Origin of the sequence: Pseudoalteromonas sp. CuT4-3 (assembly GCF_035666335.1) — a bacterium.
In the GTDB taxonomy this organism is placed as follows: Bacteria; Pseudomonadota; Gammaproteobacteria; order Enterobacterales; family Alteromonadaceae; genus Pseudoalteromonas; species Pseudoalteromonas atlantica.
Map to the genome: position 1 here is coordinate 81,218 of NZ_CP142031.1, position 25,985 is coordinate 107,202.

A 25,985-nucleotide genomic window follows, 5' to 3' on the forward strand; every position below is an offset into this window, starting at 1 on the left:
CTCGGGCTATGAGCTTTGTGACTAGTGCCATTATGCCTCATTCATTTATGCTTTATTAATAAAAATTAGTTGGACACATTAATGAATAAAGACAGTTGATTACATTACATTGATAATTTACGCAGCTTCGCGCTATTGCTCGGCATCGTATTTCATGCCGCTTTAGCCTACAGCCCGTTCTTTAGCAATATTTGGTTTACGGCAGACCCAAGCAAACATGGTCTCTTTGATTATATTACGCATACGCTGCACTTATTTCGGATGCCGTTATTTTTTATTATTGCTGGGTTTTGCAGTGCGTTATTAATAGGTAAATCGAGCAACGCGCGATTTTTACGCCATCGCAGTCAACATATATTACTGCCTTTTATTGTATTTTTACCGTTAAGCTTTGTTATTTACTACCATGCCTTGAGTTTTGGGGCCGATATAGCAAATCCAATACCGCCAATTTTTGCTGTGTTTAAAGTTGTTAAAGAGCCTGTTGTTAGCACTATGCACTTATGGTTTTTGTGGAATTTATATCAGTTTTGCTTAATTCATTGGTTGTTGAAAACAACTAACTTATTAGGTAATAAATTCGATGGGCTTAGCGCTCACCCTTTATTTATGTGGGTTGTACTTCCCATCGTGTTAACGCTTTCTTTGATGGGGCAATCTATTCCATTTCCTGCTCCCGATAAACTCACGCCACAGTTGTGGTCGTATGGTTTTTACGGCAGTTTTTATTGCTTAGGAGTGGGGCTTAATAAAAAACAACAGCTCATTTCGTCATATCATAAGTACTTATGGCCTCTTATTTTAGGTGTTGCACTATCACTGACTGGTTATTTTTCTCTATTACCAGCCGCACCAAGCTTAGATGAAGTGATTGCTGCCGCAACTTCGGGTTATTTTGCCGCAGCGAGAGAGCTATATGTATTGCATGTTTTATCACAAGGACTGAGTATTATTTTGTTAACCGCCATAACGTTTTTACTTGGGCATCGCTTTTTAAATCACAAAAGTAAGCTCAGTCGCAGCATATCAAATGCATCATATTGGATTTATTTAATACATGCGCCAGTGCTGATTTATATTCAGATGCCATTGATTAATACTAATTTGCCAGTTTTAGTAAAGTTTGTAATTAGCGTGGTTGTTACATTACTTATAGGCCAAATAAGTTATTTATTATTAGTTAAAAATACGTGGTTGGGTGCATTACTTAACGGTAGGCGAACCAAGAAAAGGTAATACAGTCAGCTTAAATGTCGTCACTTGGTAATGACTTAAAAGCGACAAAACTGACACATTAATAGCCACATAAAGGAATATTATTATGCAAGCAATAACAATCAAATCGACAACCGCCACAATTCAAAAAGGGACGATTAAAGCCGACGGTAAATTTTGGCTAACCAACACTGATATTCATTTTGCACCGTTTAATGCACAATTTGGGTTAGGGCCTTATACGTTTTCACGGCGTGAAATTGTAAAGGTGAGTAAGTGCACTGGTAAAGTTGCAGGTATTTTGCCTTATACACATGATGCAATTGAAGTCGTATTAAAAGATGACAATAATTATCAATTCATTGTGTCAAACGCAGATGAATGGATTAAATTACTTACTCATAGTGCATAGCGCAATCGCTGGTAATTCATCAAAATAGATATTGTTTTAATGTACCTAATAATGCACGATAAAAATATGACGCTATTTTAATTTGGTATTCAGTGAAGTACATGGATTTAATAAATACGCTTTTGCTTAAGCTCGGATTGGATAAAAAAGCTCATCTACTCATCGTGTTAGGGAAAAAACTACCAAACAACAATAACGCGGTAGTTAAGCCGCTTGAGTTATATTGTTTTTCGCCTGATGCGTATTTCGACGATATAAGTGAGTTTGAGAAAGACAATTGTTTTATTGAGTCTTTGGACGATATAACCCCTGTTAACGCATTGGTGAGAGCACTGAGTAGTGCAAATGCCGTTGTTTGTGTTGATAATCGCTCTGAGCCTTTGCTTGTGTTGCCACTATTACAAAAAGCTCGTGCCCATTCGTTTTGAAAAAGCCAACGAGGATCAAATCTTTACTTCAGACATCAAAACTTTTGATTGACTGCTTCGCTCAAAGTCGACCTATAGAGTATTTACGTTAACTCGTCTTGGGGCAGTTTATAACCCGTCGATGGGCAAAGCGTGCCTGTGCTTTTGCTAAAATTAGTAAGTAAAGGACAACTATATGTATATTAATTGGTAGTAACTATTGTTCAACGAATCCAAAGCCCTTTTTGTGAGTCTGTAGTTTTAATCATCCAATCAATAAAAGTCCTTACTTGAGGTGCCAAATATTGGCGGTTTGGGTACATGATGGACAGAGGAAAATCAACATCGCTGATTTCTCCGAGCACTCTCACTAGCTTTCCTTGGCTTAATACTTCTGAAACTAAAATACCTGGTACTTGAATGAGCCCCATGTGATTGAGAGCACAAGCGACGACAGCCTCCGCGTCATTTGCCATTAATGCACCAGGTAGCATTACTTCCTCAACGTTACCATTATGCGAAAAGTGCCATGACAAAGGAGTATGTTTTTGTCCTGAAAAGTAATTAATCGTCATATGGTCTTTAAGATCTTCAAGCGAAGACGGGGTGCCTTGTCTATCCAGATATTCAGGGGAAGCACAAATGACCATTTTAACTGTCGCAATCTTTCTACCTATCATACTGCTGATAGGTAGTTCTCCTAGCCTCAATACACAATCTACAGAGTTTGCAATTAAATCAATAGGCTGATCATTCACTCCCAATATGACACTGATATCTGGGTACAATTGACGAAACTTAGGAAGTTCAGGGATTACCAGTGATTTAGCGAGAGCGACAGGGATATCAATTCTCAAACGTCCACTCGGTCGCTCTTTACTTCCTCCAAATAGATTTTGAGTCACTTCTACCTCACGTAATAATTCGGTTGCTTTTGTATAAAACGCTTCTCCTTCCCCTGTTAAGTTCGTCCGTCGAGTGGTTCGCTGGAGCAAGCGTACACCTACGCTTTTCTCTAGTTCACCAATGGCTTTAGTGATTCCGGGCCTTGCCATATGAAGCGTATCTGCTGCACGAGTAAAATTTCCCATTTCCGCCACAGTGACAAATATTTGGAGCTGTCTTATAAAACCCATAATACTATTGTTTCCATTTTTGATAACAATAATGTACCACTTTGTTATCTTAACAAGCAATACTGTGCTGAGTAATATTTATGTCAGGCAGAGAGTGAAGCTAAATCCAATTCACTTAAATTCCTTTAAAAACCATTACTGACTAATAAAGCTCCACTTGAGAGCTGTATAAAGAGGAAATCAATATGGCACGTCATGTACGATTCCATGAAACCGGTGGTCCGGAAGTTCTGAAAATTGAAGAAGTAGAAACCCCTAAACCAAGAGAGGGTGAAGTCCTAATTCGTGTACACGCACTGGGTTTAAACCGTGCAGATAGTATGTATCGTTCAGGCCGTTACGTTATCGAACCTCAGTTCCCAGCGACAATGGGTTATGAAGCATCAGGCTATATCGATGCAGTTGGGGCAAAAGTGAAAGGCTTGGCAGTGGGCGATGCTGTAAGTGTTATTCCTGCTTTTATGTTTGATGAATACGGTCTATATGGTGATCTCGTTGTCGCCCCAGCTCGTGCTGTGGTTAAAAACCCAGAGGGTGTAAGCTGGGAAACAGCCGCTGCTACATGGATGCCTTATACCACAGCTTGGGGTGCCTTAATCGACATAGCAAACCTTAGTGAAGAAGACTTTGTTGTGCTCGGTGCAGCATCTAGCAGTGTAGGCTTAGCGGCAATGGAAATTGCGCATAGTGTTGGCGCAACACCAATAGCTCTGACTCGTAAAGATGAGAAGGCTCAAGAGCTATTAAAAGCTGGGGCGAAACATGTCCTACAGGTTGGCGTGCATGATCTTGAGAAGGAGATCATGGCACTGACGCACGGTAAAGGTGCGCGTGTGGTTTTTGACCCAGTAACTGGTCCCGACTTTGAAAACATCATCAAAGCAACCAGTAAAGATGCGATTGTTTTCATCTACGGTGCATTAAGCCACGATGCAACGCCAATACCAGTGATGCATATTCTTGGTAAACACACAACGATCCGTGGTTATGAGTTTATTGAAGTCACTGCTGATGATGAGAAGCTAGCAAGAGCGAAAAAGTTCATTTCAGAAGGAATGGAATCTGGTCAATTTAAAGCAAAAGTTGCGAAAGTATTCCCATTTGACCAAATAGTGGAAGCGACTCAATTCCTAGAGTCTAATGCTCAATTTGGCAAAATCATTGTTACGGTTAATTAACGCAAGTTTCTTGAAGCTCAACTTAATTGGACATATTTAATAGGAAAAATCATGAATATATTTAAAAACCTATCTAAAGGCGTAAGCACCTTAAGTATGATAGGAATTCTGGCTCTTAGTTTTGGCGCTCAAGCTGAAACATCTGATAAATACCAACAAGCGGCTGGGTTTTATCGTCAAATGGTAGGGGATGTCGTTGTAACCGCGATTTATGATGGATACATCGATCTGAACCCTAAACATTTATCGGGTTTATCTCAACAACAAATCCAAAAATATATCTTTAATGAATATCAAAATGCGTCACCGCTGATACAAACAGCTGTAAATGCGTTTTTGGTTGATGATGGCCAGAGACTTGTATTAGTTGATTCGGGTTCATCTGATTGTTTTGGCCCGACGATGGGGCGGATGGTCGATAACATTCGCGCTGCGGGCTTTGTGCCCGAGGAAGTTTACGACGTACTATTAACTCATATGCATCCAGATCACGCCTGCGGAGTTACTCTACCAAATGGTGAGGCTGCATTTCCAAAAGCGACTATTTGGGCCGACGAAAAAGATGCCAAGTTTTGGTTAAACAGTCAGCTTGAAAACTCAGTACCAGAAGATCAGCGAGTGTTTTTTCGTTTGGCACAAAATGCAATCGCGCCTTACGCAAGTGTAGGTAAATTTAAGACGTTCAATGATGATGATACACTTTTCTCAGGTATACAGATCATACCGAGTAATGGCCACACGCCAGGTCACACCTCATATCTGTTAAGCTCTGGCTTAGATCAACTACTGTTGTGGGGGGACATCATCCATGTACACTCAGTACAACTGGAACATCCCGAAGTTAGTATTGAAGTCGATGTCAATCCGAAAGCAGCGATCGAGTCTCGTAAGCATTTATTGGCCTTAGCCTTGAAGGAACGATGGATGATTGCATCACCTCATTTACCTTTCCCTGGACTAGGCCACCTCCAGAGAAATAAAAAAGGTTATCGTTGGATTCCCGTAGAATATAGAAATCCAATTAATTCAGCATATTAATTGCAACCACCTTGATTTAATTTAATCAATCATCCCTAACAAACGGAAGGTAGGTTTTATACCTTCCGCACATAAAGCTGAGGTTACGAGCAAAATTATGTTCCCCCCACAAGACAATATGAGTAGTACATGGAAAATATTGGTAGAGTGCATTGAATTCAGTGTGGTTCAAAAGTGGTTTACCTGTAATTTATTTTATACTTCTTTGTCGCTAAGTTTGGTTGGCATAATCTATATAAAACGCATCAAAATCGAACAGATGAATATAACTATCCTTTAGAAATATTAGGGATAACTTACTTAAGCCTAAAAACCTGTCGAGATAACCTAGCTTGAAATGGGGCAGAAATGGGTTAAACCGTAAATGTAACTTATGACACTTTTAAGAGGTTCGGCTCAGAGCGTTCAAGAGACGCTCACTGTAATCATGTGCTATCAGCTCAATTCTATAAAGCGGGCATTCCCCCAACTCATTTATGCCCCAAGACGTGTTAACGTAATTACTCTATAGGTCGGCTTTGAGCGATAACCGGACACTGAAAAAGTTAAATTTATTCCTGTGTTTTAAGTAGAAATATAATTTTGTCCAATAACATTATTAAACGCCGTTTTGTGCAAAATAACATGCTTAATTTCTAGCTGTTTTAATTACTTGTTTACAAAGGTAATTATTGGTGAAATTATCATGGTATGTAATATAGGCCGTTTTGGTGTGTTATAAACCACCAAAATGGTGTTCAATAAGCTGTTAGTTTTAATCAGGAGTTCAATTGCAATATTTTTATCGCTTCTTAAGAACCAAGGATGATGGTTCTTACTTATCAGAGCTAAAAAATCCAATTCGCTTTTATATTGAAGAAGATTGCAAGATCAACAGAGATTTTACGGCAAACTCACCGATTGTAAAAATGAAAAGATTGGGTAAAGAGGCACAGGTAACGTTTGGAATGACAGATATAAGTGATGTTATATACGCTTATGATTTTTTTGGTCAGACTGATCGTCTTTTAGCGAGAATAAGCCTTGATTATCTAATTCATGAGTTCGGCGTTTCTCTAAATGTGGATGAGCAAATGAATACTGGTTTTAGTAAATATTTACTAGGAAAGTATCTAGGCAAACGAATTGTTATTCCAGATTCTAAAGTAGAGGTATTATCCTTAGATGGCTGGAAACCGAAAGGTAGTGATACTTTTGATATGTATGTTAAAGATTTTTACAATATTTCACCTGCTAAATTTTCATCACTACTTACTAGTATTTAAAACTAATAAGGCGTTATGCTGCTAGGAGTCTTAGTGTGAACAATGACATTTCAAATGTACAAGTTTATAAAGAAGAAATTGCAGATTTAGTTAATGCGCATGATAAAGGTGATTATTTAAGAGTTTTATTACTATCACCCCAATTACTTATTTTGATCTTAAATAAAATAGCAAACGAAGCTGATGAACTATTTAGTTCTATGTGGGAAAAAAATATCACAGATGACGACAAAGAAGTTTATAAGATTGTAGGTAGATTAGAGCGTGAACAAAATGATAAAACGTATATAGCTAATTGCCTAGTTAACTATTATGAAAATCACTATTGGGGCAAAGATAAGTCAAAAAAAGAATTCGTTAAATACTTTACAAAGCTTGAAGATTTAATTTCGTTACGTAATGAATTTGCTCATGAGTACTATGCTAATAAAGCTTCTAATAGACGAGTTAAAAACTGTTCTAAAGGAGCTCTAGATTTAGTTTTTTTGTTTGCTAATCATGAATACTTAAACGCAGCATAACAAACGCATCAAAAATGACGTCAAACGCTTGGCTGACGCTCATTCTTCGCTAATTTTAGCCAAGCATTATCCGCATTTTATGCGGGCGTTAGCTCATGTAGTTGATTCATCTAATATAAAATAGGTTTTTAAATATGAATGAAAATTTATCACGCTTGGTTAAATGCTATGAACAATGCTTAAATTTGATAAACAATGACTCTTTTTATGATAAAGATGCTGCATTAGCTATGACGTTTATCTTAATGGAAAGAATAATTTTCATCGAAGAAGATCGTGGTATCATTTCTCTAAAATTAACTGAGAGATGTTTAGGTCATAAAGATATGCTTGATAATGTTATTAATCAACTTTCAGATAATACCTCTTTCACATATGATTATTGTTATTATCCTAATACGATGAAATATTTAGCTAAATATGGAGTACTCGATATTTCAACCCTTCATTTTATAATTGAGAAGTTGAATCAGGAAATTTACGATTCAAGAGGCTCTAGCCCAATGAGCGAATGCATGAATAATATTCAAGGAAAAGCAGCAAGTGCAAAAGTAATTGAAGACTGCTTAAATATAATTGAGAGCTAGCAAGTTGCTCAAAAGGACAAAAAACAGTTTGCTGTTTTCGTTCTTTAACATTTTAGCAAACTATTTTTTTGTCTCTTAGCAAGGCGTTACCAGCGTCCGCTGTTGGCACAGAGCCGTCATTCGGCTCTGAAACGTTTTTGTCCAAAAACGCGCTAGAGTGGTCGTCTGCTTCTCGCTCAAATAAGACCCCTATAGTGGCTCATAAAGCTATCTAAGTTAACGCTTTTAAAAAACAGAAGTATATTTCTGAGAACTAGCTACGAAGCCCTAGAAACGGAAGTTTGCTTCCGTTTTGCACTTTAAGGTTCTAAGCAGGTGTCAAGTCAAAGCTGGGAAGTCCACTTGGCTAATTAGGGTGTCTATTGGGCTTAGATTAAATTTTCCAAACTCGGGTTCTGATGTTTTTAAGGCTTTTGTCAGAACCTCAATAAAGTACTTATTATTGGGGTGTGCCTTAGTGAGGATGCGTCGATGTAATGAATGGTATCGCTATAAACGGTTGCAGTGAAGGTCAATAAAAAATGGAGATATAATTTTTCACCTATGATAGCTTCATTTAATTCAAGATAAACCTAAGATAGTAGTCTGTAAATAACACATTAAAGAGGTACAGCTTAAATAAATCAGCGCAAACACTACAATCGGGTTTTTAATGTGTTGCATTCCATGTTACCAGGTGGCGATTTTAGCTGTTGCTTAGGCTCTAAATAACAAGTTTTGAACATTGGCTATTTTATTAAACGCCACTATGATCTGAAATTACGAAAATTTAATAGTAAATTTAAGGACTAATATAGTATTAAAGTTGTTTACAATTGACACTATTAAAACGCTTACAGTCACTTTTATAGTGTTATGTAAGCGTTTGCGCTTGATTTCAACGTTACTTTATCAATATATCGTCATTAAGCCATGAATACCCAATATCACAAAAACACTGGCCGCAATAGCTCTTATTGTTTTTAGTGGAATTCTTTGTAACAAAGCTTTACCAACGTATATAATAGGGACATTAGCAATTAACATTCCTAACGTTGTCCCTATGGTAACCCATAGTACTGATTGATATTGCGCACCAAGCAATACGGTTGCGATTTGTGTTTTGTCACCAATTTCAGCAATAAAAAATAAGATTAAAGCTACTACAAACGCGCCATAGCAGTCATATTTGTGGCTCACTTCTTCATCCTTATCTGGAATAAGTAGCCAAAGACCCACTACAATAAAGCTTGAATTCACTATCCAAGGTAAGTATTCCACGACAAAGTTCCCACTTAGCCAATCACCAAACCAAGCAGATAAACCATGATTAATAATTGTTGCAGCGAGAATACCTAGAATAAGCGCTATTTTATTATGAAAGCGGGCTGCTAAGAGTAAAGATAAAAGTTGGGTTTTATCGCCTATTTCAGCAAGAGCGACAGTAACGGTAGAGGTTAAGAAAATATCCATAAATTTTAGTCTTTTGGCGGGAAATATTAAACCGAGGCAAACAACTATCTCCCGCCATGAGGATAGTGTCTACCTAGGTCTTGCCGATAATGCTTGCTACAACATTACAAACTTACCATGCACATAAGGTGCAATTATGTTGATAAGTTTACTCACTAATGAGCAGGCTACTCCCCTAAGAGGGTGGCTATTTTCCCACAAAGTAAAATACCAGTAAATATTTAATTATAAGTTTTACCGATGAGCATCTATAAAGTTGGGCAAGTTAACGCTGCCACTACACAAGCATATTAAGTCAAAGCCGTTAATCTTCATCAGGGCATCTCATTTTCGACCATATGTTTAAAGCAAAAAGTATACGTTTTAATAACTAGGCTAATTACCGCTTCAAATCACTTACGGTAATAGATGTTTGTAAGCGATTTCTCGTTGTTTAAGAAATTTACCTAATAAAAAACATAATTATTTTTAGAGTGTAATTAAGTTAATAAATCTCAATTTAAGTGCCATATTTTATTATAAATCAATAAGTTCTCAACGCGCCGTGAATTCTCGATTTAAGTGGCACTGATCATTTTTTTGAAAAATAACTAATTTTTATCCCACAAACAATTGATAACCATTATTGTTTAGATTAATATGCACCTACTAAATGAAATTGAGAGTAGTTTGTATTCATGTATATTTGTCTTTGTCACGGGGTGACTGATAAAAAAATTGAGCAAACAATTGACGATGGTGCAACTACCATGCGTGAATTAACTAAAGAGCTTAAAGTAGGCAGCCAATGCGGTAAGTGTTGTTGTTGTACTAAAAAGATCCTAAATCGCAAACTTATTGAGATTGCAGATATTACCGATCAAGTCGCTTAATTCGTTATTACAAAATTCAGATACAAAAAAAGCAGCTTATAAAGCTGCTTTTTTTATGACCTAAATTTACCTTACAGTTGAGACTGTAAGTAATTTTCAAGCCCTGTATTTTGAATAAGTAGTTGCTGGGTTTCTAGCCAGTCAATTTGTTCTTCCTGCTCGTTCAAAATATTGTCGAGTGCTTCACGGCTAATATAATCTTTTTTGTTTTCAGCTAATTTAATTGCACTGCGCAAATCATCAATTGTATCAAGCTCAAAGCTCATATTTGCGGCAATCATTTCTTCGCTGTTTTCGCCAATGCGTAAACGGCCTAGGTCTTGTAAGTTAGGTAAGCCTTCTAAAAATAAAATACGTTCGATTAAACGATCGGCGTTTTTCATTTTTTGAATTGAAACTTTGTAGTCTGCTTTATCAAGCTGGCTAAAACCAAAATCTTTAAACATGCGGGCATGCAAAAAGTATTGGTTAATACCCACAAGCTCATTAGCGAGTACTTTATTTAAAGCTGCTATAACGTCTTTATCGCCTTTCATACTTTATGCTCCTTACACGCCCATTTGTGCTTGGTGGTAGTTTTGCGTACCAATTTTATCAATTAGGCCAAGTTGTTGCTCTAACCAATAAACGTGATCTTCCTCGGTATCAAATAATAGCTTTTCTAACACTTCGCGAGACTGATAATCTTGCTGCTCTTCACAAATAGCAATTACCTCTTTAACACATGCAACTACTTCAAGCTCTAGTGTTAAGTCGTTTTGCATCATGCTTTTTACATCGTTACCAATTAAAAGGTCACGGCGTTTAGTCATGTTAGGCACGCCTTCTAAAAACAAGATGCGTTTGATTAGCCAATCAGCATGATCTTTTTCTTCTTCCATTTCATGGTTAAGGCGTACATATAATTTATCTAAACCCCAGTCATCATACATGCGTGAATGAATAAAATACTGGTCAATTGCGGCTAACTCATTGGCTAGCAAAGTATTAAATGCATCGATTACTTTTTGATTACCTTTCATGATAAATCACCTTAACTATTTTAATTGTGCACAGTGTAGTTAAATTTGCGTATTTTGCAAGTTTTTCTATAAAAATCATCAATTTACAATTGGTTTTGATTCTTATTTAAGTTTGCGTTATTGCTTGGTTTATGTACAGTTTTGCATTTTCATTTAAAGGGTAATGCTATACCCACTTGTGCCGTTTGCACCATAAATAAACACCACTGAGTATAAAAAATGCTAACGACAGTGATACTAAAAGCCATACAAATTTTACAATCGGCCCTGCAAATGCGCCAGTATGAAACACATATTTAAAGTTCCATATATGGGTGACTGCATTTGCTTTATTGGCATCATACGCGCTAAGCACTTTAGCGTTGTATGGATTTACTCACACCCAGCTATAAGCATGGCTTTCTCCTGGGTTTTGTAGGCGTAAAGCGATTGGGTCATTGTGTTTTTTAGGTAAGTAAATACGATACAAAATCCCCTCAGGAAATACATCAAGGGCTTTATTTATTGCTTGGTCGTATTTAATACTTGCTGTTGATTTTGCTATCACTTTTGGCGCTTTAGGCCTATTTTGTACTTGAGAAAATGCCACGGTTTCTACTAATGTTTTGGTCGCGCTTTTCCAATTAAAGGTGATACCTGTAAAGGCTATAAGCAATAGCGGTAATAAAACATAAACACCAAGCACGGTGTGTAGCTGATACATAAGTACTTTAAATTTGGCTTTAGGTTTAATCGCCAGTCGTTTTAGGCGGTTTTTAGGCTTTACCCATAAATAAAAACCCACTAACACATTTATTATTAATAATAGGGCGCATACAGAGACCACGTTTTTTAGTGGCTTTTCACCAAAGGCTGTTTCAAATAATAGCCAGCGATGCAAAGCAAGGGTAAAACCATACAGCGTGTCATTTGTTTGGTATTGAAAAATTACTTTGCCTGTATACGGGTTCACACTGGCGTTACTGCCATCACCTAATCTAAATTGCCAGCTGGCATTAGGATTACTAAGGGGCATAAAGCGGGTGATTTTTTTATCTGTTTGCTGCTGTACTGCGCGGATTAACTCTGCGTGGCTAAGCGTTTTGGTTTGTGGTTCTACCTGCCATTTATCGGGCTGAATATAATATTGTATGTCATTTGCATAAAGTAAAATGGCGCCGCTAATACTGAGTATTAACAAAAAAAGGCCACTTAGTAAGGCAAGGTATAAGTGAATTCGACGTAACCAGATTTTCAAAAGTAATCTCTATAATAAGCAGTTACAGCGATTGTAAGTGATAGAACAGGTGTTTATCAATTTATAAAATGTGACCCTTTGTGTAAGCAAACTACTGTATATAAAATCGCGAACAACACGCTAAGCTTTAGTCCCTTAAATAAAGTTTAAAAATTTAGTGGCTTTAAGTCAGTAAAAGTTCGTATGAGTAATGCGCTTTAATTTTTATAATAATGAAATAAATACCAGCTAAAAATTAAAATATGCACGGTTTGCGTTCTTGCTTATTTTTACGTGTAAGTTTTAATTGCAACTTATTGATGTTTAAACTGTAATTATGTGATGTATTTTAAACGCTTTGCGGGCTAAAACTTGCGTCTTTTAGGTTTTAGTGCATTAATATAGGTAATAAATAATACAATTACAGTTATTGGATATATAGCATGGTTGAAGGAAAAAAGTATGGGCTGCTAAATGGCACAGCTCAGTCTGTGCGTAGTAAGCTGATCATTACTTTTTTAGTTATTGCTATTGTTCCACTTTGTTTGCTGACCTGGTTTAGCTTACAGCACGTTAATAATACCTTGCAAAAAAATGCAAATGCAGAGCTTCATGAATTAAGCTCTATCGCCTCAGAGTTTGCTAATTTATGGTTTGATGATCACCTTACTGATTTATATACCTTTAAAAATCAGCTTTCTAACTTCCCGCTTGAACAAAGCAAATTAATAAATCATTTTGTTAATCAATATGACTTTGTAAACAGTATAGAAATTATAGCTGCATCGGCACTTAAGCAGCCCATTATCTCGCCTTACGGGCAGATAAACAAAGGTGAGCTTAGTACGCTAATTAATTCGGTTAATACCTCAACGCCAGCCGCTTTTGGCTCTGTTATGTTAAATGGCAAACAGTTTAATATTGTGGCTATGCCTTTGCTTAATTCGGCGCAACAACTAGAGGGTGTAATTCTCACAGAAGTAAATATTAATGGCCTTTTAAAAAGCTTAAACACCATTCACAACATGCACAACGAAGTGAGTTTTTTTGTACTACATAATAATAAAATAGAGCGCTCTTCAGTAACAAATGCAGATGAGGCGCCTGTTTTTTCGCAAACGGCCCTCACCAGTAAGCAAGTGTTTGATTACGCCAGTGCCAACGGCACGACATACCATGCATATATTAGTGATTTAAATTTTTTAGGTGTGCAAGGGTGGCAACTTTTAGCAGCAAAACCTTTGCACATTATGCTCAAAGACTCTACTTATTATAAGCAGCTGGCTATTTTTACAAATGCAGTTTCTTTACTTCTCATTTTATGCGCAGCGTGGTGGTTTAGCCGGCGCTTATCTAAGCCTTTAATTCAGCTTACCTCAGTAATGGCCCGAATTACCGATGGCGAGAAAGTAAAGGTGCCTACTTTAACTGATAGTCTCGAGTTAAATAGGTTATCAGTAGATCTTCAAAAAATGGTGGCATTTAAAGAAGAGCAGCAGAGCATACTGCAAAAGCAGCGCTCTGCTTTGCAAACTGCGTTTAAACAATTGGATGAGCAAAAAAGTGCCCTTGATGAGCATGCCATTGTAGCGGTAACAGATTTAGCGGGCACCATCACCTTTGTAAATAAGAAGTTTTGTGAAATTAGCGGCTATGAAGAACATGAGCTTATAGGTCAAAATCACCGTTTACTTAATTCAGGAAGGCACGACAAAGGCTTTTTTAAAAGCATGTATAAAACCCTTAAACGGGGTGAAGTATGGAACGGCCAAATATGTAATAAAGCAAAACATGGTGGCTTTTATTGGGTAGACACCACCATAGCGCCATTTTTTGATGAGCACGGTAAACCGCAAAGCTATATAGCCATTCGTACTGATGTCACGCCATTAAAATTACAAGAGCTTGAACTTGAGCAGCACAAAACCCAGCTTCAGTTAGTCATAGATACCACCGCCGTAGGAATATGGGATTGGTTTATAGATACCAGCAAAGTGACTTTTAATAATCGCTGGGCAGAAATAATAGGCTATAAACTCAGCGAGTTAGAACCTACCACTATCAATACTTGGTATAAGTTTGCACACCCCGATGATTTGGTTATTTCAGAGCAAAAGCTAAAAGCGCACTTTAATGGTGACACTGATTACTATGTCAGCGAAGCGCGAATGAAACACAAAGATGGCCACTGGGTTTGGGTACTCGATACTGCAAAAGTAGTCGACTGGAACCTAGATGGGTCGCCTCGTCGTATGATTGGAACACATTTAGATATTACCGAGCGCAAGCAAATAGAGTCTGAGCTACAGTATAGCCGTGATCGCTTTGCTTCTTTGGTGGAAAATATTCCAGGGGTTATTTATCGATGTAAGTTCGATAAAGCCTGGACCATGTTGTACATGAGTGACCAAGTAAAAGACATAACAGGTTATACGCCTGATGACTTTATCAATAATAAAACACTAAGCTTTGCCGCTATTATTCACGATGGCGATCAAGATGTTGAGCTGCAGGTAAGTACCTGTATTGCACAAAAGCTGCCTTGGTCTATTGAATACAGAGTAAAAAGAAATGATGGCAGTATTCGTTGGGTACACGAAAAAGGCCAAGCAATTTATGGCGATGACAACGAAGTTCTTTATTTAGATGGCTTTATTTTAGACATTACTGAGCGCCATAATACTCAAGTAGAAATTACCCGCCAACAAAACCTGCTTGAAGCAATGAGTAAACAAGGCCAAATTGGCGCATGGGAAATAAACCTTGAAAACCAAACCATGTATTGGTCAGACGAAGTAAAAGTAATACACGAAGTTCCCGAGGGGTTTGAACCTAACATTGATACTGCCATTAACTTTTATAAGCCAGGAGAGCACCGCGATAAAATTAGCACGTTGTTTGAATGTGCGGTGACTTTAGGCGAAAGCTGGAGTGTTGAGCTGATAATTTTAACCTATACCGGTAAAGAGCGCTGGGTTAAGTCGATGGGGCAGGCGGAGTTTAAAGACGGCAAATGTGTGCGTGTCTTTGGCTCGTTCCAAAGTATTGATGCACATAAACGCCTAGAGTTAGAAAGCGAAAAAGCAAACGCCTATAACAAAAATTTAGCGTCATTAACGGTTTCGCCTGAAGTACAAAATAGCGACGTTGCGCAAGTTAAAAAGCTGACGATAAAGTCGATGGTAGAGGTATTAAATGTTGAGCGTGCCTCTATTTGGATATTTAACAAACAGTGCGACGAAATGGCGTGCCATGGTTTATATACTCGACAAGATGGATTTGTAGATTTTGACGGCGTTCTTAAAAAGGCTGATTTTCCAAGTTACTATGAGGCTATTTTTGAGCAAAACCTAGTGGCAATTGAAGATGTATATACGCATAAAGCAACCATTGAATTTACGCAAAGTTATACTCAACCATTAAATATTCAGTCGATGCTGGATGCGGTTATTTCATCAGGCGATGGAAATTTAGGTATTTTATGCGCAGAAACTGTAGGGGCTAAGCACATTTGGACGCAAAGCGAAGAAACCTACTTGCGCTCTTTGGCTACGTTAGTCGGTAGTACCTTGGTCTCGCAAAAGCGTAAAGAAACCGCTGAAAAGCTAAAGGTTGCTTTAGTGCAAGCACAAGATGCTGCTATAGCAAAAAGCCAGTTTTTAGCAACCATGAGCCACGAAATTCGTACACCGATGAATGGCGTATTAGGCATGTTAGAGCTGGTAGAGTTAGAGCCATTAAGTAAACCAATAGAAAAAAAGGTCGCTATTGCTAAAAGCAGTGCTCATTCTTTACTTGGCGTTATTAACGATATTTTAGATTTTTCTAAGGCGGAAGCAGGCAAAGTTGAGCTTGAGCATATACATTTTAATGCGCGCGACTTAATTGGCGAAATAGCTGAGGCACAGGCCTTTACCGCACAAGAAAAAGGCATTGAGATTATTTTAGATTTAGTCTCCTTGGAGCCTTCACATTTAATGGGCGACCCCGGGCGCATACGCCAAGTGGTAACCAACTTAATTAGTAATGCGGTTAAATTTACCAGTCAGGGTGAAGTGGTGGTGAGCGCATCTATAGAAAAAACCGACCAAGACCTACTGCTAAATATAAAAGTAAAAGACTCAGGAATAGGCATAACCGAAGCAAAACAACAGCAATTATTTACCCCTTTTTCGCAAGTGGATGCATCAACCACGCGAGAGTACGGAGGTACGGGGCTAGGGCTTGCTATATGTAAGCAGTTATGTGAGCTAATGAATGGTAAAATTTCACTGGCAAGCGAACCTGGCAAAGGCAGCGAATTTACTGCAACCATGCAAGTGGCTGAAGGCATCGAAAAAGAACGTACTATCCCTAATATAAATATGAGTTCGTTAAATGTACTAGTGGTTGATGATAACGAGACAAACCGCTTAGTTATCTCTCAGCAATTAGGGCATTGGGGGGCTAATGTTACGCTTGCTAGTAGTGCAAAACAGGCGCTTGAACTATGTGCACAGCGCATAGAAAATGATCAGCCTATGTTTGATATTGCTGTGCTAGACATGCAAATGCCAGAAATGGATGGAATGGAGCTGTGTAAAGTGCTTAAAGCACATGATGACTATACAGCCATGCCATTAGTAATGATGACCAGTATTGCAGGTATGGAAGGCGCTCAGCGCTACTCAAAAATTGGTTTTCAGGCTTATTTTCCTAAGCCGGTTACAACCGCCGATTTAATTTCTGCGTTATCGGTTATTACAAGTTCAGACAGCACCGAGCCCCTTCCTTTGGTGACCCCAGGGTATATTTCATCACTAAGAAAAGAAAAATCAGACACACCTGCAAAAATTTTATTAGTTGAGGATAACCCCGTTAATCAGCATGTTTCTACACTGATGCTTAAAAAGCTAAATTGCGAAGTGATACTGGCGCAAAATGGTCAAGAAGCCATAAATACCTTAAGTGAGCATAACGAAGGGTATTTTGATTTAGTGTTAATGGATTGCCAAATGCCGGTAATGGATGGCTTTGACGCCACGGCTAATATAAGAGACGGTATGGCAGGGGATGAGCACAAAGCAATAAAAATAATTGCCCTAACCGCCAATGCAATGGACTCAGATAAAGAACGTTGTATTAATGCCGGTATGGATGACTACTTAACTAAACCCATTCAGCTTGATATTTTAAAAGAAAAAATAGAGCAGTACTTTTAGGATTAATAACATGAGTAAGCAAATACAAATACGCGACGCTAAAAAAAGCGATGCGCCAACCATTTTACAGTTTATTACCGAACTGGCCATTTACGAAAAAGAACCCGATGCAGTAAAAACAGATGAGCAAGCAATTATAAAAACGCTGTTTAGTGAAGGGGCAACAGCACACAGTGTTATTTGCCTTGAAGGTGATGAGCCTATTGGCTTTGCGGTGTATTTTTATAATTACTCTACCTGGCTGGGTAAAAATGGCTTATATCTGGAAGATTTATACGTAAGCCCCGATAGCCGTGGCAATGGTGCGGGCAAACTAATAATGAAACACCTTGCTAATAAAGCCATAAAAAACGACTGTGGACGTTTTGAGTGGGTAGTACTGGATTGGAATAAACCCGCTATAGATTTTTATAATAGCATTGGGGCAAAAGCCCAAAACGAATGGATAATCTACCGCCTAGCAGGCCAAGACTTGCTCGATTTTGCAGAGCAATAGTGATACTAAAACGCTTAATTAAGTGGGTTGGTATAATACTTTTTTAAAAGCAGATGAGTGCCGAAAACGGCCAGTATCTGCTTTAAAAATTGTTATGCTGAGGTACGTTTTATTGATTAAGACCCTACATGAATAATCAGTATTGGCAAAAAGCACGGCAAAGCCGCGATGCACGATTTGATGGCTTATTTTACGTTGCGGTAAAAAGCACCGGTATTTATTGTCGGCCAATTTGCCCCGCGCCCACCGCTCAAGAAAAAAATGTGGTGTATTATCAATATGCGCACAACGCAGCGCAAGCAGGCTTTAGACCGTGCATACGCTGCAGGCCCGATAGCGCTCCGGGCAGCGCTGCTTGGCAGGGGGTAAAAACAACCGCGCTCAGAGCTAAGCAGTTAATTGATTTAGGTGATAGCTGTAATTGCGAAATACTAGCTACTCGTTTGGGTATTACCAGTCGATATTTGCGACGCATATTTAATCAGCACTTTGGTGTGTCTGTTACTCAGTATCGGTTATTTAACCAATGTCAGTTTGCTAAAAAGCTCATTCAAGAGACCACATTACCTATAACCGATATTGCATTTGCCGCTGGGTTTAAAAGTGTGCGACGTTTTAACGATGCTTTTTTACAACAATTAAATATAGCGCCATCAAAGCTCAGAAAATCAAAAAAAGAGGCAAGCCCTGTGATTGTATTAACTCTCCCTTTTAGACCTCCTTACAATTGGCAGGCTTTGCACAGCTTTTTGTCAAAGCGGTTAATAGAGCCTATGGAGTGGATAACTCCAACCAGTTACGGGCGAACATTTAAGCTAAAAGGGGCGGTAGGTTATTTTAATGCGCACTTTAAGGCGCAACATAACCATTTTAATGTTGAAATAGTAATAAATAATACCGAGCACTTACAAAAAGTCATTAACAATATACGCCGTGTACTTGATGTAGATGCCGACATAAACCCTATTGAAAGCCACTTAAAAAACAGTATTAATGGGGCATTTACATTAAGTGAAGGGCTACGCTTACCTGGGATATGGTCAAGCTTTGAAGCGGGGATCCGCGCTGTATTGGGCCAACAAGTTAGCGTGGGAGCAGCGCACACTTTAGTAACAAAGCTGGTCGCAGAACGAGGCGACAAACACGCAGATAAAGTGTATTTTCCACAGCCTGAGGAATTAGCGACATGCGACTTTGAATTTTTTAAAATGCCGCAATCGCGCAAAAATGCATTAAAAAATTTATCTAAGTACTGCGCTGATAACCCCGATAACAGGGTTTTGGATAATTGGCTCGATATAAAAGGCATAGGCCCGTGGACTGTTAACTATGCTAAACTGCGCGGGCAAAGTAACCCAGATATACTATTAGCCGGCGATCTCGGGGTAAAAAAGGCGCTGATCAATGCTAAGCAATTTAACCCAGAGCTGAGCGCTCCATTTCGCTCGTACTTAACGTTTCAACTATGGCAGCAACTTTCATGATTATACAGACCGCAATTTCGAGCCCGATTGACGATGTTATTATTCAAGCGACTGAAAACGGGTTGAGCTATGTTGGTTTTTACCCAAAAACACACTACACCCATACACCCGTTGAGCAAGTAACAAATGAAGCGGTTTTAATCTGCGTAAAGCAATTAAACGAATACTTTAATGGTCAGCGCAAAACCTTTAATGTGCCATTAGATACGCAAGGTACGCCTTTTCAAAATGGTGTGTGGCAAGCGTTGCTCAGCGTCCCTTTTGGCAAAACCATGACCTACGGCGATATAGCTAAACAATTAAATAACCCTAAGGCGGTAAGAGCAGTCGGGGCTGCAAATGGCAAAAACCCCATTAGTATTATTGTGCCATGCCATCGAATTATTGGTGCAAACTCAAAGCTTACTGGGTACGCTGGTGGCCTTGAGAGAAAAAGTTGGTTACTAAAGCATGAAGGGATAATTTAACAGTTACAGCACTGGCAGCTTTGTTATCACAAGCTACAATTTACATTATTTACTAATAAAAATTATTATGAGTATCAGCAGCTTAAATTATTTATTTATATTTGGTTTGATGTTTTCTTCAGCAGTGTTTGCTAACCCTCAAACACTTATATTTTGCTACGAAGATAAAGACGTTGCACCTATGTTTTTGGGCATTGGGCAAGAGGTACCTATAGATAACCCTGGCGCCTCAATTGAAATTTTAAAGCAACTGGATGCCGACATACCCAATGTGGCTATTTCTTTTGTTAGAAAACCATGGCGCAGATGCCTAAACGATTTAGAACTTAACCGTGTTAATGCCGTTATTGCCAGCTATCGTGATGGGCGTGAACGTTTTGCTGTGTACCCTACAAACGAAAAAGGGGTGTTGCTAGAAAAATTTGCAGTGAGTCGTTTTAGTAGCTGCTTAATAGGGCGGGCTCGTTTTCATAAACAATGGCAAACACGTGAAGTATTTCAAAATAAAGCGTTCACTATCGCCATTCCTAATGGCTATGGCTTAAACAGCGCGCTAAAAGAAGAGCCTTTTTATATTCATAATACTTTTTCAAAAGACAAAGCATTTGAATTACTTGATAAAGGAGTGGTACAGGCAAGTGTTGATTTATGCCAAGTAGATGACTTAAAAGTGTCGAGCTATCAACATAAAGGGAGCGATGTAAAACCCCTTTACCCACCTTATTAAACAACCGACGGTTATTTAATTTTTTCAAAGCAGTTTTACCAGCAAAATAGCCAGCTTAGTAAAGAGATATGGCAATGGTTAGCGCGCTTTGACAGTGCACAAATTTATATAAAATATTTGCAAGCTGTTGAGTAATAAGAAAATCAAAGCGCTTATTAACTAAAATAGCGATATGAAATTGGTATTAATCGCATATTAAGGTAGCATAAGCGCACTTTTTATCTTAAGGCACGGCAATGGCTCAATTATACTTTTACTACTCTGCGATGAATGCGGGTAAATCAACCACCTTATTACAATCTGCGTTTAACTATCGTGAGCGCGGTATGGAGCCAGTTATTTTAACGGCTGCAATTGATAACCGCTCAGGTGTAGGAAAAGTATCGTCTCGTATCGGGCTGCAAGCTGATGCGCATATATTTGATGCGTCAAAAAATGTTTTTGAGCTGATCCAAAATCTGCAAAACGAAAAAAAGCGTCACTGTGTATTGGTTGACGAATGCCAGTTTTTATCTAAAGAGCAAGTTATGCAGCTGACTGATGTAGTTGATGAACTTGGTATTCCGGTATTGTGTTATGGCCTGCGAAGCGACTTTAGAGGTGAGTTATTTATTGGCTCTCAGTACTTGCTAGCATGGGCCGATAAACTGGTTGAGCTTAAAACAGTGTGTCATTGCGGCCGTAAAGCCAATCATGTGTTGCGTACAGATGAAAACGGCAATGCTATTGCCGATGGTAACCAAGTAGAAATTGGCGGCAACGACCGTTATGTGTCGGTGTGCCGCAAGCATTATAAGGCTGAGTTAAATATGGGCCGCTAAGGCTCGTATAAAAGTATCTATATCATCTTTGTTTATATCAAGATGAGTGACTAGCCTAAGCTGTTTGCTTGGGCTAATTAATATGCCTTGTTGTGCTAATTGCTCGCTAATATGCGCTATATTTAACTCACTTGAATAGCGCGCATACACCATGTTGGTGGTGTTACTCATATCAACGCTAAACCCATTGAGTTCGTTAAGCTTACTTGCTAAATAACGCGCATTAGCGTGATCGTCTTTTAAGCGAGAGACGTTATTTTCAAGTGCGTATTGCCCCGCGGCTGCCAGCATTCCGGCTTGGCGCATGCCACCACCGAGTACTTTTCTCCAGCGCCGTGCTTTTGTGATAAGCGCCTTTGTGCCCAGTAATAGCGAGCCAACGGGAGCACCTAGCCCTTTTGATAAGCAAATTGAAACAGAGTCAAAATGCTGGGTAATATCTGTAATATCAACGTTTAATTCAACCGCTGCATTAAACGCACGTGCGCCATCTAAGTGCAGAGCTAACGAGTGCTCATTTACAAAATGACGTGCTTTGGCTAAGTAGCTAAGGGGGAGTACTTTTCCGCCTATGGTGTTTTCAAGGCTAAGTAAGCGGGTGTTGGCAAAATGGCTATCGTCTGGTTTTATTGCTGCGGCAATTTTATCAAAGCAGAGGCTGCCATCGGGTTCATTCTCAATCGGTTGTGGTTGAATCGAGCCTAATACTGCAGCGCCACCGCCTTCAAATTTATAGTTATGGGCATTTTGCCCGCAAATATATTCATCTCCGCGTTCGCAATGAGCCATAAGCGCAAGTAAATTAGCTTGCGTGCCAGAGCTACAATAAAGTGCGGCTTCAAAGCTAAAACGCTCACTTGCATAGGCTTCTAGCTGGTTTACGCTAGGATCATCCCCGTACACATCATCGCCTACTGGCGCGCTATACATTACATCGCGCATGGCTTTTGAAGGTTTAGTAACCGTGTCTGAGCGAAAATCTATCATGGTTGTTATTCCTTTATTAAGTACTACAGGCTTTATTGTTTTTATGGGTTTAAACAAGCTCTTCAAAAATTTGTTCACGCGTGGCTTTATCAAAATAACTCCAGGCAATAAAGCGACTTACTTTTTGTCCTTGTGCCATGTCTATAATTTTATATTCGGCAATAGGGAGGGAGCTTAATTTATTTTCTAACACTTTAAGCGTTTCTTTTTTTGAAACCAAGGAGGTAAACCATATTACTTGCTCTGCAAATTGCTCACTTTGAGCAATCATATTGCTAATAAACTGTGCTTCGCCGCCTTCGCACCATAGCTCATTATTTTGCCCGCCAAAATTGAGGGTGTTTTTAGGCGATTTCCCTAAGTTTTTCCATTTGCGCTGCGACCCTTTATTGGCGTCTTCTGCGCTTGCGTGAAACGGGGGGTTACACAGGGTTAAATGAAATAAATCTTTTTGATTTATAATGTTTTCAAAAATAGATGATGCGTTTTTTTGGTGTTTAAGGGTTATTTTTAAACCATTAAATTGGGCGATTTGTTTCGCTATTTTTATAGAATTTGCATCGATGTCGCTACCAGTAAAGTGCCAGTTGTATTCATGATTACCCGTTAACGGGTAGACCAAATTGGCCCCTGTGCCAATATCGAGCACCTTAATTTGCCTGCCAGTTGGAATATTTTGTTGGTTGTCGTCGCTTAATAAGTCTGCCAAGTAATGAATGTAATCAACGCGACCAGGAATAGGAGGGCAAAGATTATGCTCAGGAATATCCCAAAAATCTATTTTATAATGCGCTTTTAAAAGCGCTTGATTAAGCGTTTTTACTGCTGTGTTATTGGTAAAATCAATGCTTTTACTCCCCGCAGGGGTGACGATGATGAAAGGGGTTAACGCATCATGTTTATCGCATAGCATGTCTAAATCGTAGCCATGTAAATGTTGGTTGCGTGGGTGGAGCTTGTTAGAGACTTGTTTTGATTTCATAGCATTAATTTAGCAATTAAATAATGGCGCAATTGTATCAAATGCCCCACTAAAAAGTGCAACCATTTACTTTAGAATTAACAGTGGTACTGGTAGGATGAGTGGCTAAAAATAATAAAGGAAAATTTGTGGCAATTACACAGCACTCACATTTTGTTCAACTAGGCAATCAGCAAACGCTACATTTACGCCGTATAGCAAACGACAAGCAAGCGGGCCCCGTGGTGTTTTTTATGCACGGCGCAGTAGAAAACGGCAAAATTTTTTATACTCATAGCAATAAGGGGCTAGCTCCTTATTTGGCTGAGCAAGGCTACTGCTGTTATGTAGCAGACCTGCGCGGGCGTGGAGAGAGCAAGCCGCTTATTTCGCCGCAGGCTAAATATGGTCAAACAGAGGCAATAGTAGAAGATATCCCCGCCTTTATTAATTACATTGAACAATTTGAGGGTAAAAGGCCAGACTATTGGGTTGCTCACTCTTGGGGAGGCGTTTTAATGAATAGTGTTTTTGCACGATTTCCTGAGTATTTAAAAGAGGTTAAAGCGTGTGCTTATTTTGGCTCTAAACGCTCTTTGTTTAACAATCACCCTAAAAAGTTACTACAAGCAAATGTAATTTGGTATTTTATGGCGCCCATATTGGCTAAAAAACAGGGGTACTTAAACGCTAAAGGCTATAAGTGGGGCAGCGATAACGAATCGCAAAAGTCGCATTATCAAAGCATGCAGTGGGCTAAAAAAAGGCCATGGATAGATAGCGATGATGGTTTTGACTATGCAAAAGCATTAGCTAAAGTGCAGGTGCCTCCTACACTACATATTGGCGCTGTAAACGATAAGGCTCTTGCGCAGCCTGTTGATATTAAAAAGTTTATGGCAGAGTCCGGACCTGGAAAACAAACCCTTAAAATTTATGGCAAGCGCCATGGTCATAGTGTGGATTATGATCATATTAATATGCTTACTCACCCGCGGGCACGGGGTGAGCAATTTAAAGATGTTGTAAGCTGGTTTAACGAGCACAGTTAGGCAATTAGGCTCATTCAAATTGTTTTAAAAGCGGTGTTTTATAGCGCTCCCAATGCGCGAGTGCCTGTGTATTAATTGGCTGCCTAATGGCTTGTTTGCTTAATGTGCTAACAGCAGCCTTACGCTTATAAAATGCTAAGCATTGCGGTTGATACTTACACCCTAAAAACGAAAATAAAGCACTTAGCTTTGACTCAGGCTCGGCAACTATTTGCTCATAATGAATATCGTATAGCGGTAATGAGGGCAGGCTGCGCCAATGATCCATTAATTTTGCATACAACGCATGGTAAAGTTTAAATTCTTTTAAATCACAAAAGTACGGCTCATTTTCGGCAAAATAGTTACTGAACACCGAAAAAGCAGTGGCGTTAAAATCCCTACTTAAATTAATAAATTTAGCATTAGGGAACAGCAAGTAAATTAAGCCAATAGACTGATAGTTACTCGGTAGCTTATTAATAATGAAAGGGCGTATAGGCTGTGCTTTTTTTAACTCTTCAATATAAATATTGCGAGCTTTTGCGATTAAATCGTTACTAAGTGCGCTTAAGCATTGCGGGTAAGGGGTTTGCGTTTGCTGCTCTATAAATGCCACCACTTGGTTAGCAATACTGGTGTTTTCACCTAATGTGGCAAACTGTGAGTGGCTGGCCATCATTTGCTCAAGTAAGGTTGAGCCGCTGCGGGGCATACCAATAATAAACACGGGCGTAATAGTGCCGGTAAAAGTCTGATCGGCAGATGCAATTAGCTGTTGTGTATTATGCGTTATGATTGTTTCATAAAAAGGCACTAAGTCACTGGTTTTAAAGTGAGTAAGCTTTTTTTGAAGTTTGTTGGCAAGCACATAGTAGTTAAATGCTTGCTCTGTATCTTCTAGTTTGTCGTAGCTTTTACCCAACGCGTAGTAACACACCATTTTTAAACGCACGTTATTCGTTTGCGTTAAAAAGTGGTGCAGGTTGCTCACATAATTATGTTCTTTATTGAAACGGCCTAATTGTACTAGTTCAAATAAAATATAGGCAGTTACGGGGTATAGCCCCATGCTTAGTGCATGCGCAAATGTGGTGTGTGCTTTGTCTAATTCGCCGTAGCTTAAATAATGCTGAGCTAAATAATAATGAGGCTCTGGGTTATGGCTTGCGAGGCTTTTAGCATATTCGAGTACTTTAAGCGCATCATTAGGGGAATTAACACCGTTAAATGCATCGGCAAGGGCGTGCAGTGGCTCAAGCATATGGGGTAAACGTTCGCATGCTTTTTGTAATAAGTATACCGCCGCATCAAAGCGCTCTAACCTAAGTGCTATCCTGCCTAAACCAAATAATGCTTCGCCGCTTTGCGGGTTACTATTTAAAATTGCTTTAAAATGAAACTCGGCTTCTTTGAGTTTATTTTCTTGTAGTAATTGATTGGCTTTTTTAATTAGCATGATGAGGCATTATTGTTTTTTAATTAATAT

23 protein-coding genes, 1 pseudogene and 1 riboswitch are annotated in these 25,985 nt (G+C 38.8%); of the genes and pseudogenes, 16 read left to right on the forward strand and 8 right to left on the reverse strand.

What is annotated here, in order from left to right; translation table 11 throughout:
• Positions 1 to 108: 108 nt before the first annotated feature.
• From VOI46_RS17280 to VOI46_RS17290, 3 genes are all read left to right on the forward strand, one after another.
• Entirely contained in the window at positions 109 to 1,236 is a 1,128-nt protein-coding gene (locus tag VOI46_RS17280; RefSeq protein WP_269745367.1) for an acyltransferase family protein, read from the forward strand.
• 85 nt (positions 1,237 to 1,321) lie between these two features.
• The gene (locus VOI46_RS17285; RefSeq protein WP_004589569.1) at positions 1,322 to 1,627 is read left to right on the forward strand and encodes a hypothetical protein; all 306 of its coding nucleotides are present in this window, start codon (positions 1,322 to 1,324) and stop codon (positions 1,625 to 1,627) included.
• 101 nt (positions 1,628 to 1,728) lie between these two features.
• Entirely contained in the window at positions 1,729 to 2,055 is a 327-nt protein-coding gene (locus tag VOI46_RS17290) for a hypothetical protein (RefSeq protein WP_004589570.1), read from the forward strand.
• A 203-nt stretch (positions 2,056 to 2,258) separates the two neighbouring features.
• Here VOI46_RS17290 and VOI46_RS17295 read toward each other — a convergent pair whose 3' ends face one another.
• Positions 2,259 to 3,170 (reverse strand): LysR family transcriptional regulator, encoded by a 912-nt coding sequence (locus VOI46_RS17295; RefSeq protein WP_004589571.1) that lies wholly within the window; start codon positions 3,168 to 3,170, stop codon positions 2,259 to 2,261.
• 185 nt (positions 3,171 to 3,355) lie between these two features.
• Between VOI46_RS17295 and VOI46_RS17300 the strand changes: the two genes are divergently transcribed.
• The 5 genes from VOI46_RS17300 to VOI46_RS17320 all read left to right on the forward strand — a co-directional run bounded on the left by VOI46_RS17300 (position 3,356) and on the right by VOI46_RS17320 (position 7,759).
• Positions 3,356 to 4,348, forward strand: a complete 993-nt coding sequence (locus tag VOI46_RS17300; RefSeq protein WP_004589572.1) for a zinc-dependent alcohol dehydrogenase family protein — start codon at positions 3,356 to 3,358, stop codon at positions 4,346 to 4,348.
• A gap of 51 nt (positions 4,349 to 4,399) precedes the next feature.
• Positions 4,400 to 5,386: an MBL fold metallo-hydrolase gene (locus VOI46_RS17305; RefSeq protein ID WP_004589573.1), complete on the forward strand. Its 987-nt coding sequence runs from the start codon at positions 4,400 to 4,402 to the stop codon at positions 5,384 to 5,386.
• A 770-nt stretch (positions 5,387 to 6,156) separates the two neighbouring features.
• Positions 6,157 to 6,651, forward strand: a complete 495-nt coding sequence (locus VOI46_RS17310) for a hypothetical protein (protein WP_004587100.1) — start codon at positions 6,157 to 6,159, stop codon at positions 6,649 to 6,651.
• Between the two features lie 35 nt (positions 6,652 to 6,686).
• Positions 6,687 to 7,172 carry a hypothetical protein gene (locus VOI46_RS17315; protein WP_004587099.1) on the forward strand — a complete coding sequence of 162 codons (486 nt, stop codon included), beginning with the start codon at positions 6,687 to 6,689 and terminating at the stop codon, positions 7,170 to 7,172.
• A 134-nt stretch (positions 7,173 to 7,306) separates the two neighbouring features.
• A complete protein-coding gene (locus VOI46_RS17320) occupies positions 7,307 to 7,759 on the forward strand; it encodes a hypothetical protein (RefSeq protein ID WP_004587098.1) in 453 nt (150 codons plus the stop codon).
• A gap of 891 nt (positions 7,760 to 8,650) precedes the next feature.
• Here the strand turns inward: VOI46_RS17320 and VOI46_RS17325 are convergent.
• A complete protein-coding gene (locus VOI46_RS17325; protein ID WP_004588795.1) occupies positions 8,651 to 9,211 on the reverse strand; it encodes a TMEM165/GDT1 family protein in 561 nt (186 codons plus the stop codon).
• Between the two features lie 86 nt (positions 9,212 to 9,297).
• Positions 9,298 to 9,399, reverse strand: a riboswitch (yybP-ykoY riboswitch).
• A gap of 489 nt (positions 9,400 to 9,888) precedes the next feature.
• On the opposite strand from VOI46_RS17325, the gene VOI46_RS17330 reads away from it, so the two are divergent.
• Positions 9,889 to 10,083 (forward strand): (2Fe-2S)-binding protein, encoded by a 195-nt coding sequence (locus VOI46_RS17330; RefSeq protein WP_004588794.1) that lies wholly within the window; start codon positions 9,889 to 9,891, stop codon positions 10,081 to 10,083.
• 71 nt (positions 10,084 to 10,154) lie between these two features.
• Here the strand turns inward: VOI46_RS17330 and bfr (VOI46_RS17335) are convergent, their stop codons facing one another.
• From bfr (VOI46_RS17335) to VOI46_RS17345, 3 genes and pseudogenes are all read right to left on the reverse strand, one after another.
• Entirely contained in the window at positions 10,155 to 10,619 is a 465-nt protein-coding gene (bfr, locus tag VOI46_RS17335; RefSeq protein WP_004588793.1) for a bacterioferritin, read from the reverse strand.
• A 12-nt stretch (positions 10,620 to 10,631) separates the two neighbouring features.
• Positions 10,632 to 11,105: a bacterioferritin gene (bfr, locus tag VOI46_RS17340; protein ID WP_004588792.1), complete on the reverse strand. Its 474-nt coding sequence runs from the start codon at positions 11,103 to 11,105 to the stop codon at positions 10,632 to 10,634.
• A 166-nt stretch (positions 11,106 to 11,271) separates the two neighbouring features.
• Positions 11,272 to 12,342 (reverse strand): annotated as a pseudogene (locus tag VOI46_RS17345) (PepSY-associated TM helix domain-containing protein).
• Between the two features lie 422 nt (positions 12,343 to 12,764).
• Between VOI46_RS17345 and VOI46_RS17350 the strand changes: the two are divergent.
• From VOI46_RS17350 to VOI46_RS17375, 6 genes are all read left to right on the forward strand, one after another.
• Entirely contained in the window at positions 12,765 to 17,522 is a 4,758-nt protein-coding gene (locus VOI46_RS17350) for a PAS domain-containing protein (RefSeq protein WP_282338003.1), read from the forward strand.
• 10 nt (positions 17,523 to 17,532) lie between these two features.
• Positions 17,533 to 18,018, forward strand: coding sequence for a GNAT family N-acetyltransferase (locus VOI46_RS17355; protein WP_004588789.1), 486 nt, complete (start codon positions 17,533 to 17,535; stop codon positions 18,016 to 18,018).
• 128 nt (positions 18,019 to 18,146) lie between these two features.
• Entirely contained in the window at positions 18,147 to 19,502 is a 1,356-nt protein-coding gene (locus tag VOI46_RS17360; protein WP_004588788.1) for an AlkA N-terminal domain-containing protein, read from the forward strand.
• Positions 19,499 to 19,969 (forward strand): methylated-DNA--[protein]-cysteine S-methyltransferase, encoded by a 471-nt coding sequence (locus VOI46_RS17365; protein WP_004588787.1) that lies wholly within the window; start codon positions 19,499 to 19,501, stop codon positions 19,967 to 19,969. The genes VOI46_RS17360 and VOI46_RS17365 overlap by 4 nt, the downstream gene beginning before the upstream one ends.
• A gap of 67 nt (positions 19,970 to 20,036) precedes the next feature.
• Positions 20,037 to 20,696 (forward strand): hypothetical protein, encoded by a 660-nt coding sequence (locus VOI46_RS17370; protein ID WP_004588786.1) that lies wholly within the window; start codon positions 20,037 to 20,039, stop codon positions 20,694 to 20,696.
• Between the two features lie 236 nt (positions 20,697 to 20,932).
• Entirely contained in the window at positions 20,933 to 21,517 is a 585-nt protein-coding gene (locus VOI46_RS17375; RefSeq protein WP_004588785.1) for a thymidine kinase, read from the forward strand.
• Here the strand turns inward: VOI46_RS17375 and ltaE are convergent.
• Together ltaE and rlmF are read right to left on the reverse strand one after the other, a co-directional pair.
• On the reverse strand, positions 21,500 to 22,504 hold the full coding sequence (gene ltaE, locus VOI46_RS17380) for a low-specificity L-threonine aldolase (RefSeq protein WP_004588784.1): 1,005 nt from the start codon (positions 22,502 to 22,504) through the stop codon (positions 21,500 to 21,502). The genes VOI46_RS17375 and ltaE overlap by 18 nt on opposite strands.
• Before the next feature lie 49 nt (positions 22,505 to 22,553).
• Positions 22,554 to 23,486 carry a 23S rRNA (adenine(1618)-N(6))-methyltransferase RlmF gene (rlmF, locus tag VOI46_RS17385; RefSeq protein WP_004588783.1) on the reverse strand — a complete coding sequence of 311 codons (933 nt, stop codon included), beginning with the start codon at positions 23,484 to 23,486 and terminating at the stop codon, positions 22,554 to 22,556.
• A gap of 128 nt (positions 23,487 to 23,614) precedes the next feature.
• Here rlmF and VOI46_RS17390 point away from each other — a divergent pair, with 128 nt between their 5' ends.
• Positions 23,615 to 24,517 carry an alpha/beta fold hydrolase gene (locus VOI46_RS17390; protein ID WP_039972393.1) on the forward strand — a complete coding sequence of 301 codons (903 nt, stop codon included), beginning with the start codon at positions 23,615 to 23,617 and terminating at the stop codon, positions 24,515 to 24,517.
• A gap of 10 nt (positions 24,518 to 24,527) precedes the next feature.
• Here VOI46_RS17390 and VOI46_RS17395 read toward each other — a convergent pair whose 3' ends face one another.
• Positions 24,528 to 25,955 (reverse strand): tetratricopeptide repeat-containing sulfotransferase family protein, encoded by a 1,428-nt coding sequence (locus VOI46_RS17395; protein ID WP_282338004.1) that lies wholly within the window; start codon positions 25,953 to 25,955, stop codon positions 24,528 to 24,530.
• Between the last annotated feature and the right edge of the window lie 30 nt (positions 25,956 to 25,985).

Bases quoted from the DNA above. Each gene is read 5' to 3' on its own strand.
- VOI46_RS17285 (WP_004589569.1), top strand. From the start codon at position 1,322: ATGCAAGCAATAACAATCAAATCGACAACCGCCACAATTCAAAAAGGG.
- VOI46_RS17290 (WP_004589570.1), top strand. From the start codon at position 1,729: ATGGATTTAATAAATACGCTTTTGCTTAAGCTCGGATTGGATAAAAAA.
- VOI46_RS17295 (WP_004589571.1), bottom strand. From the start codon at position 3,170: ATGGGTTTTATAAGACAGCTCCAAATATTTGTCACTGTGGCGGAAATG.
- VOI46_RS17300 (WP_004589572.1), top strand. From the start codon at position 3,356: ATGGCACGTCATGTACGATTCCATGAAACCGGTGGTCCGGAAGTTCTG.
- VOI46_RS17305 (WP_004589573.1), top strand. From the start codon at position 4,400: ATGAATATATTTAAAAACCTATCTAAAGGCGTAAGCACCTTAAGTATG.
- VOI46_RS17320 (WP_004587098.1), top strand. From the start codon at position 7,307: ATGAATGAAAATTTATCACGCTTGGTTAAATGCTATGAACAATGCTTA.
- VOI46_RS17325 (WP_004588795.1), bottom strand. From the start codon at position 9,211: ATGGATATTTTCTTAACCTCTACCGTTACTGTCGCTCTTGCTGAAATA.
- VOI46_RS17330 (WP_004588794.1), top strand. From the start codon at position 9,889: ATGTATATTTGTCTTTGTCACGGGGTGACTGATAAAAAAATTGAGCAA.
- bfr (WP_004588793.1), bottom strand. From the start codon at position 10,619: ATGAAAGGCGATAAAGACGTTATAGCAGCTTTAAATAAAGTACTCGCT.
- bfr (WP_004588792.1), bottom strand. From the start codon at position 11,105: ATGAAAGGTAATCAAAAAGTAATCGATGCATTTAATACTTTGCTAGCC.
- VOI46_RS17350 (WP_282338003.1), top strand. From the start codon at position 12,765: ATGGTTGAAGGAAAAAAGTATGGGCTGCTAAATGGCACAGCTCAGTCT.
- VOI46_RS17355 (WP_004588789.1), top strand. From the start codon at position 17,533: ATGAGTAAGCAAATACAAATACGCGACGCTAAAAAAAGCGATGCGCCA.
- VOI46_RS17360 (WP_004588788.1), top strand. From the start codon at position 18,147: ATGAATAATCAGTATTGGCAAAAAGCACGGCAAAGCCGCGATGCACGA.
- VOI46_RS17365 (WP_004588787.1), top strand. From the start codon at position 19,499: ATGATTATACAGACCGCAATTTCGAGCCCGATTGACGATGTTATTATT.
- VOI46_RS17370 (WP_004588786.1), top strand. From the start codon at position 20,037: ATGAGTATCAGCAGCTTAAATTATTTATTTATATTTGGTTTGATGTTT.
- VOI46_RS17375 (WP_004588785.1), top strand. From the start codon at position 20,933: ATGGCTCAATTATACTTTTACTACTCTGCGATGAATGCGGGTAAATCA.
- ltaE (WP_004588784.1), bottom strand. From the start codon at position 22,504: ATGATAGATTTTCGCTCAGACACGGTTACTAAACCTTCAAAAGCCATG.
- rlmF (WP_004588783.1), bottom strand. From the start codon at position 23,486: ATGAAATCAAAACAAGTCTCTAACAAGCTCCACCCACGCAACCAACAT.
- VOI46_RS17395 (WP_282338004.1), bottom strand. From the start codon at position 25,955: ATGCTAATTAAAAAAGCCAATCAATTACTACAAGAAAATAAACTCAAA.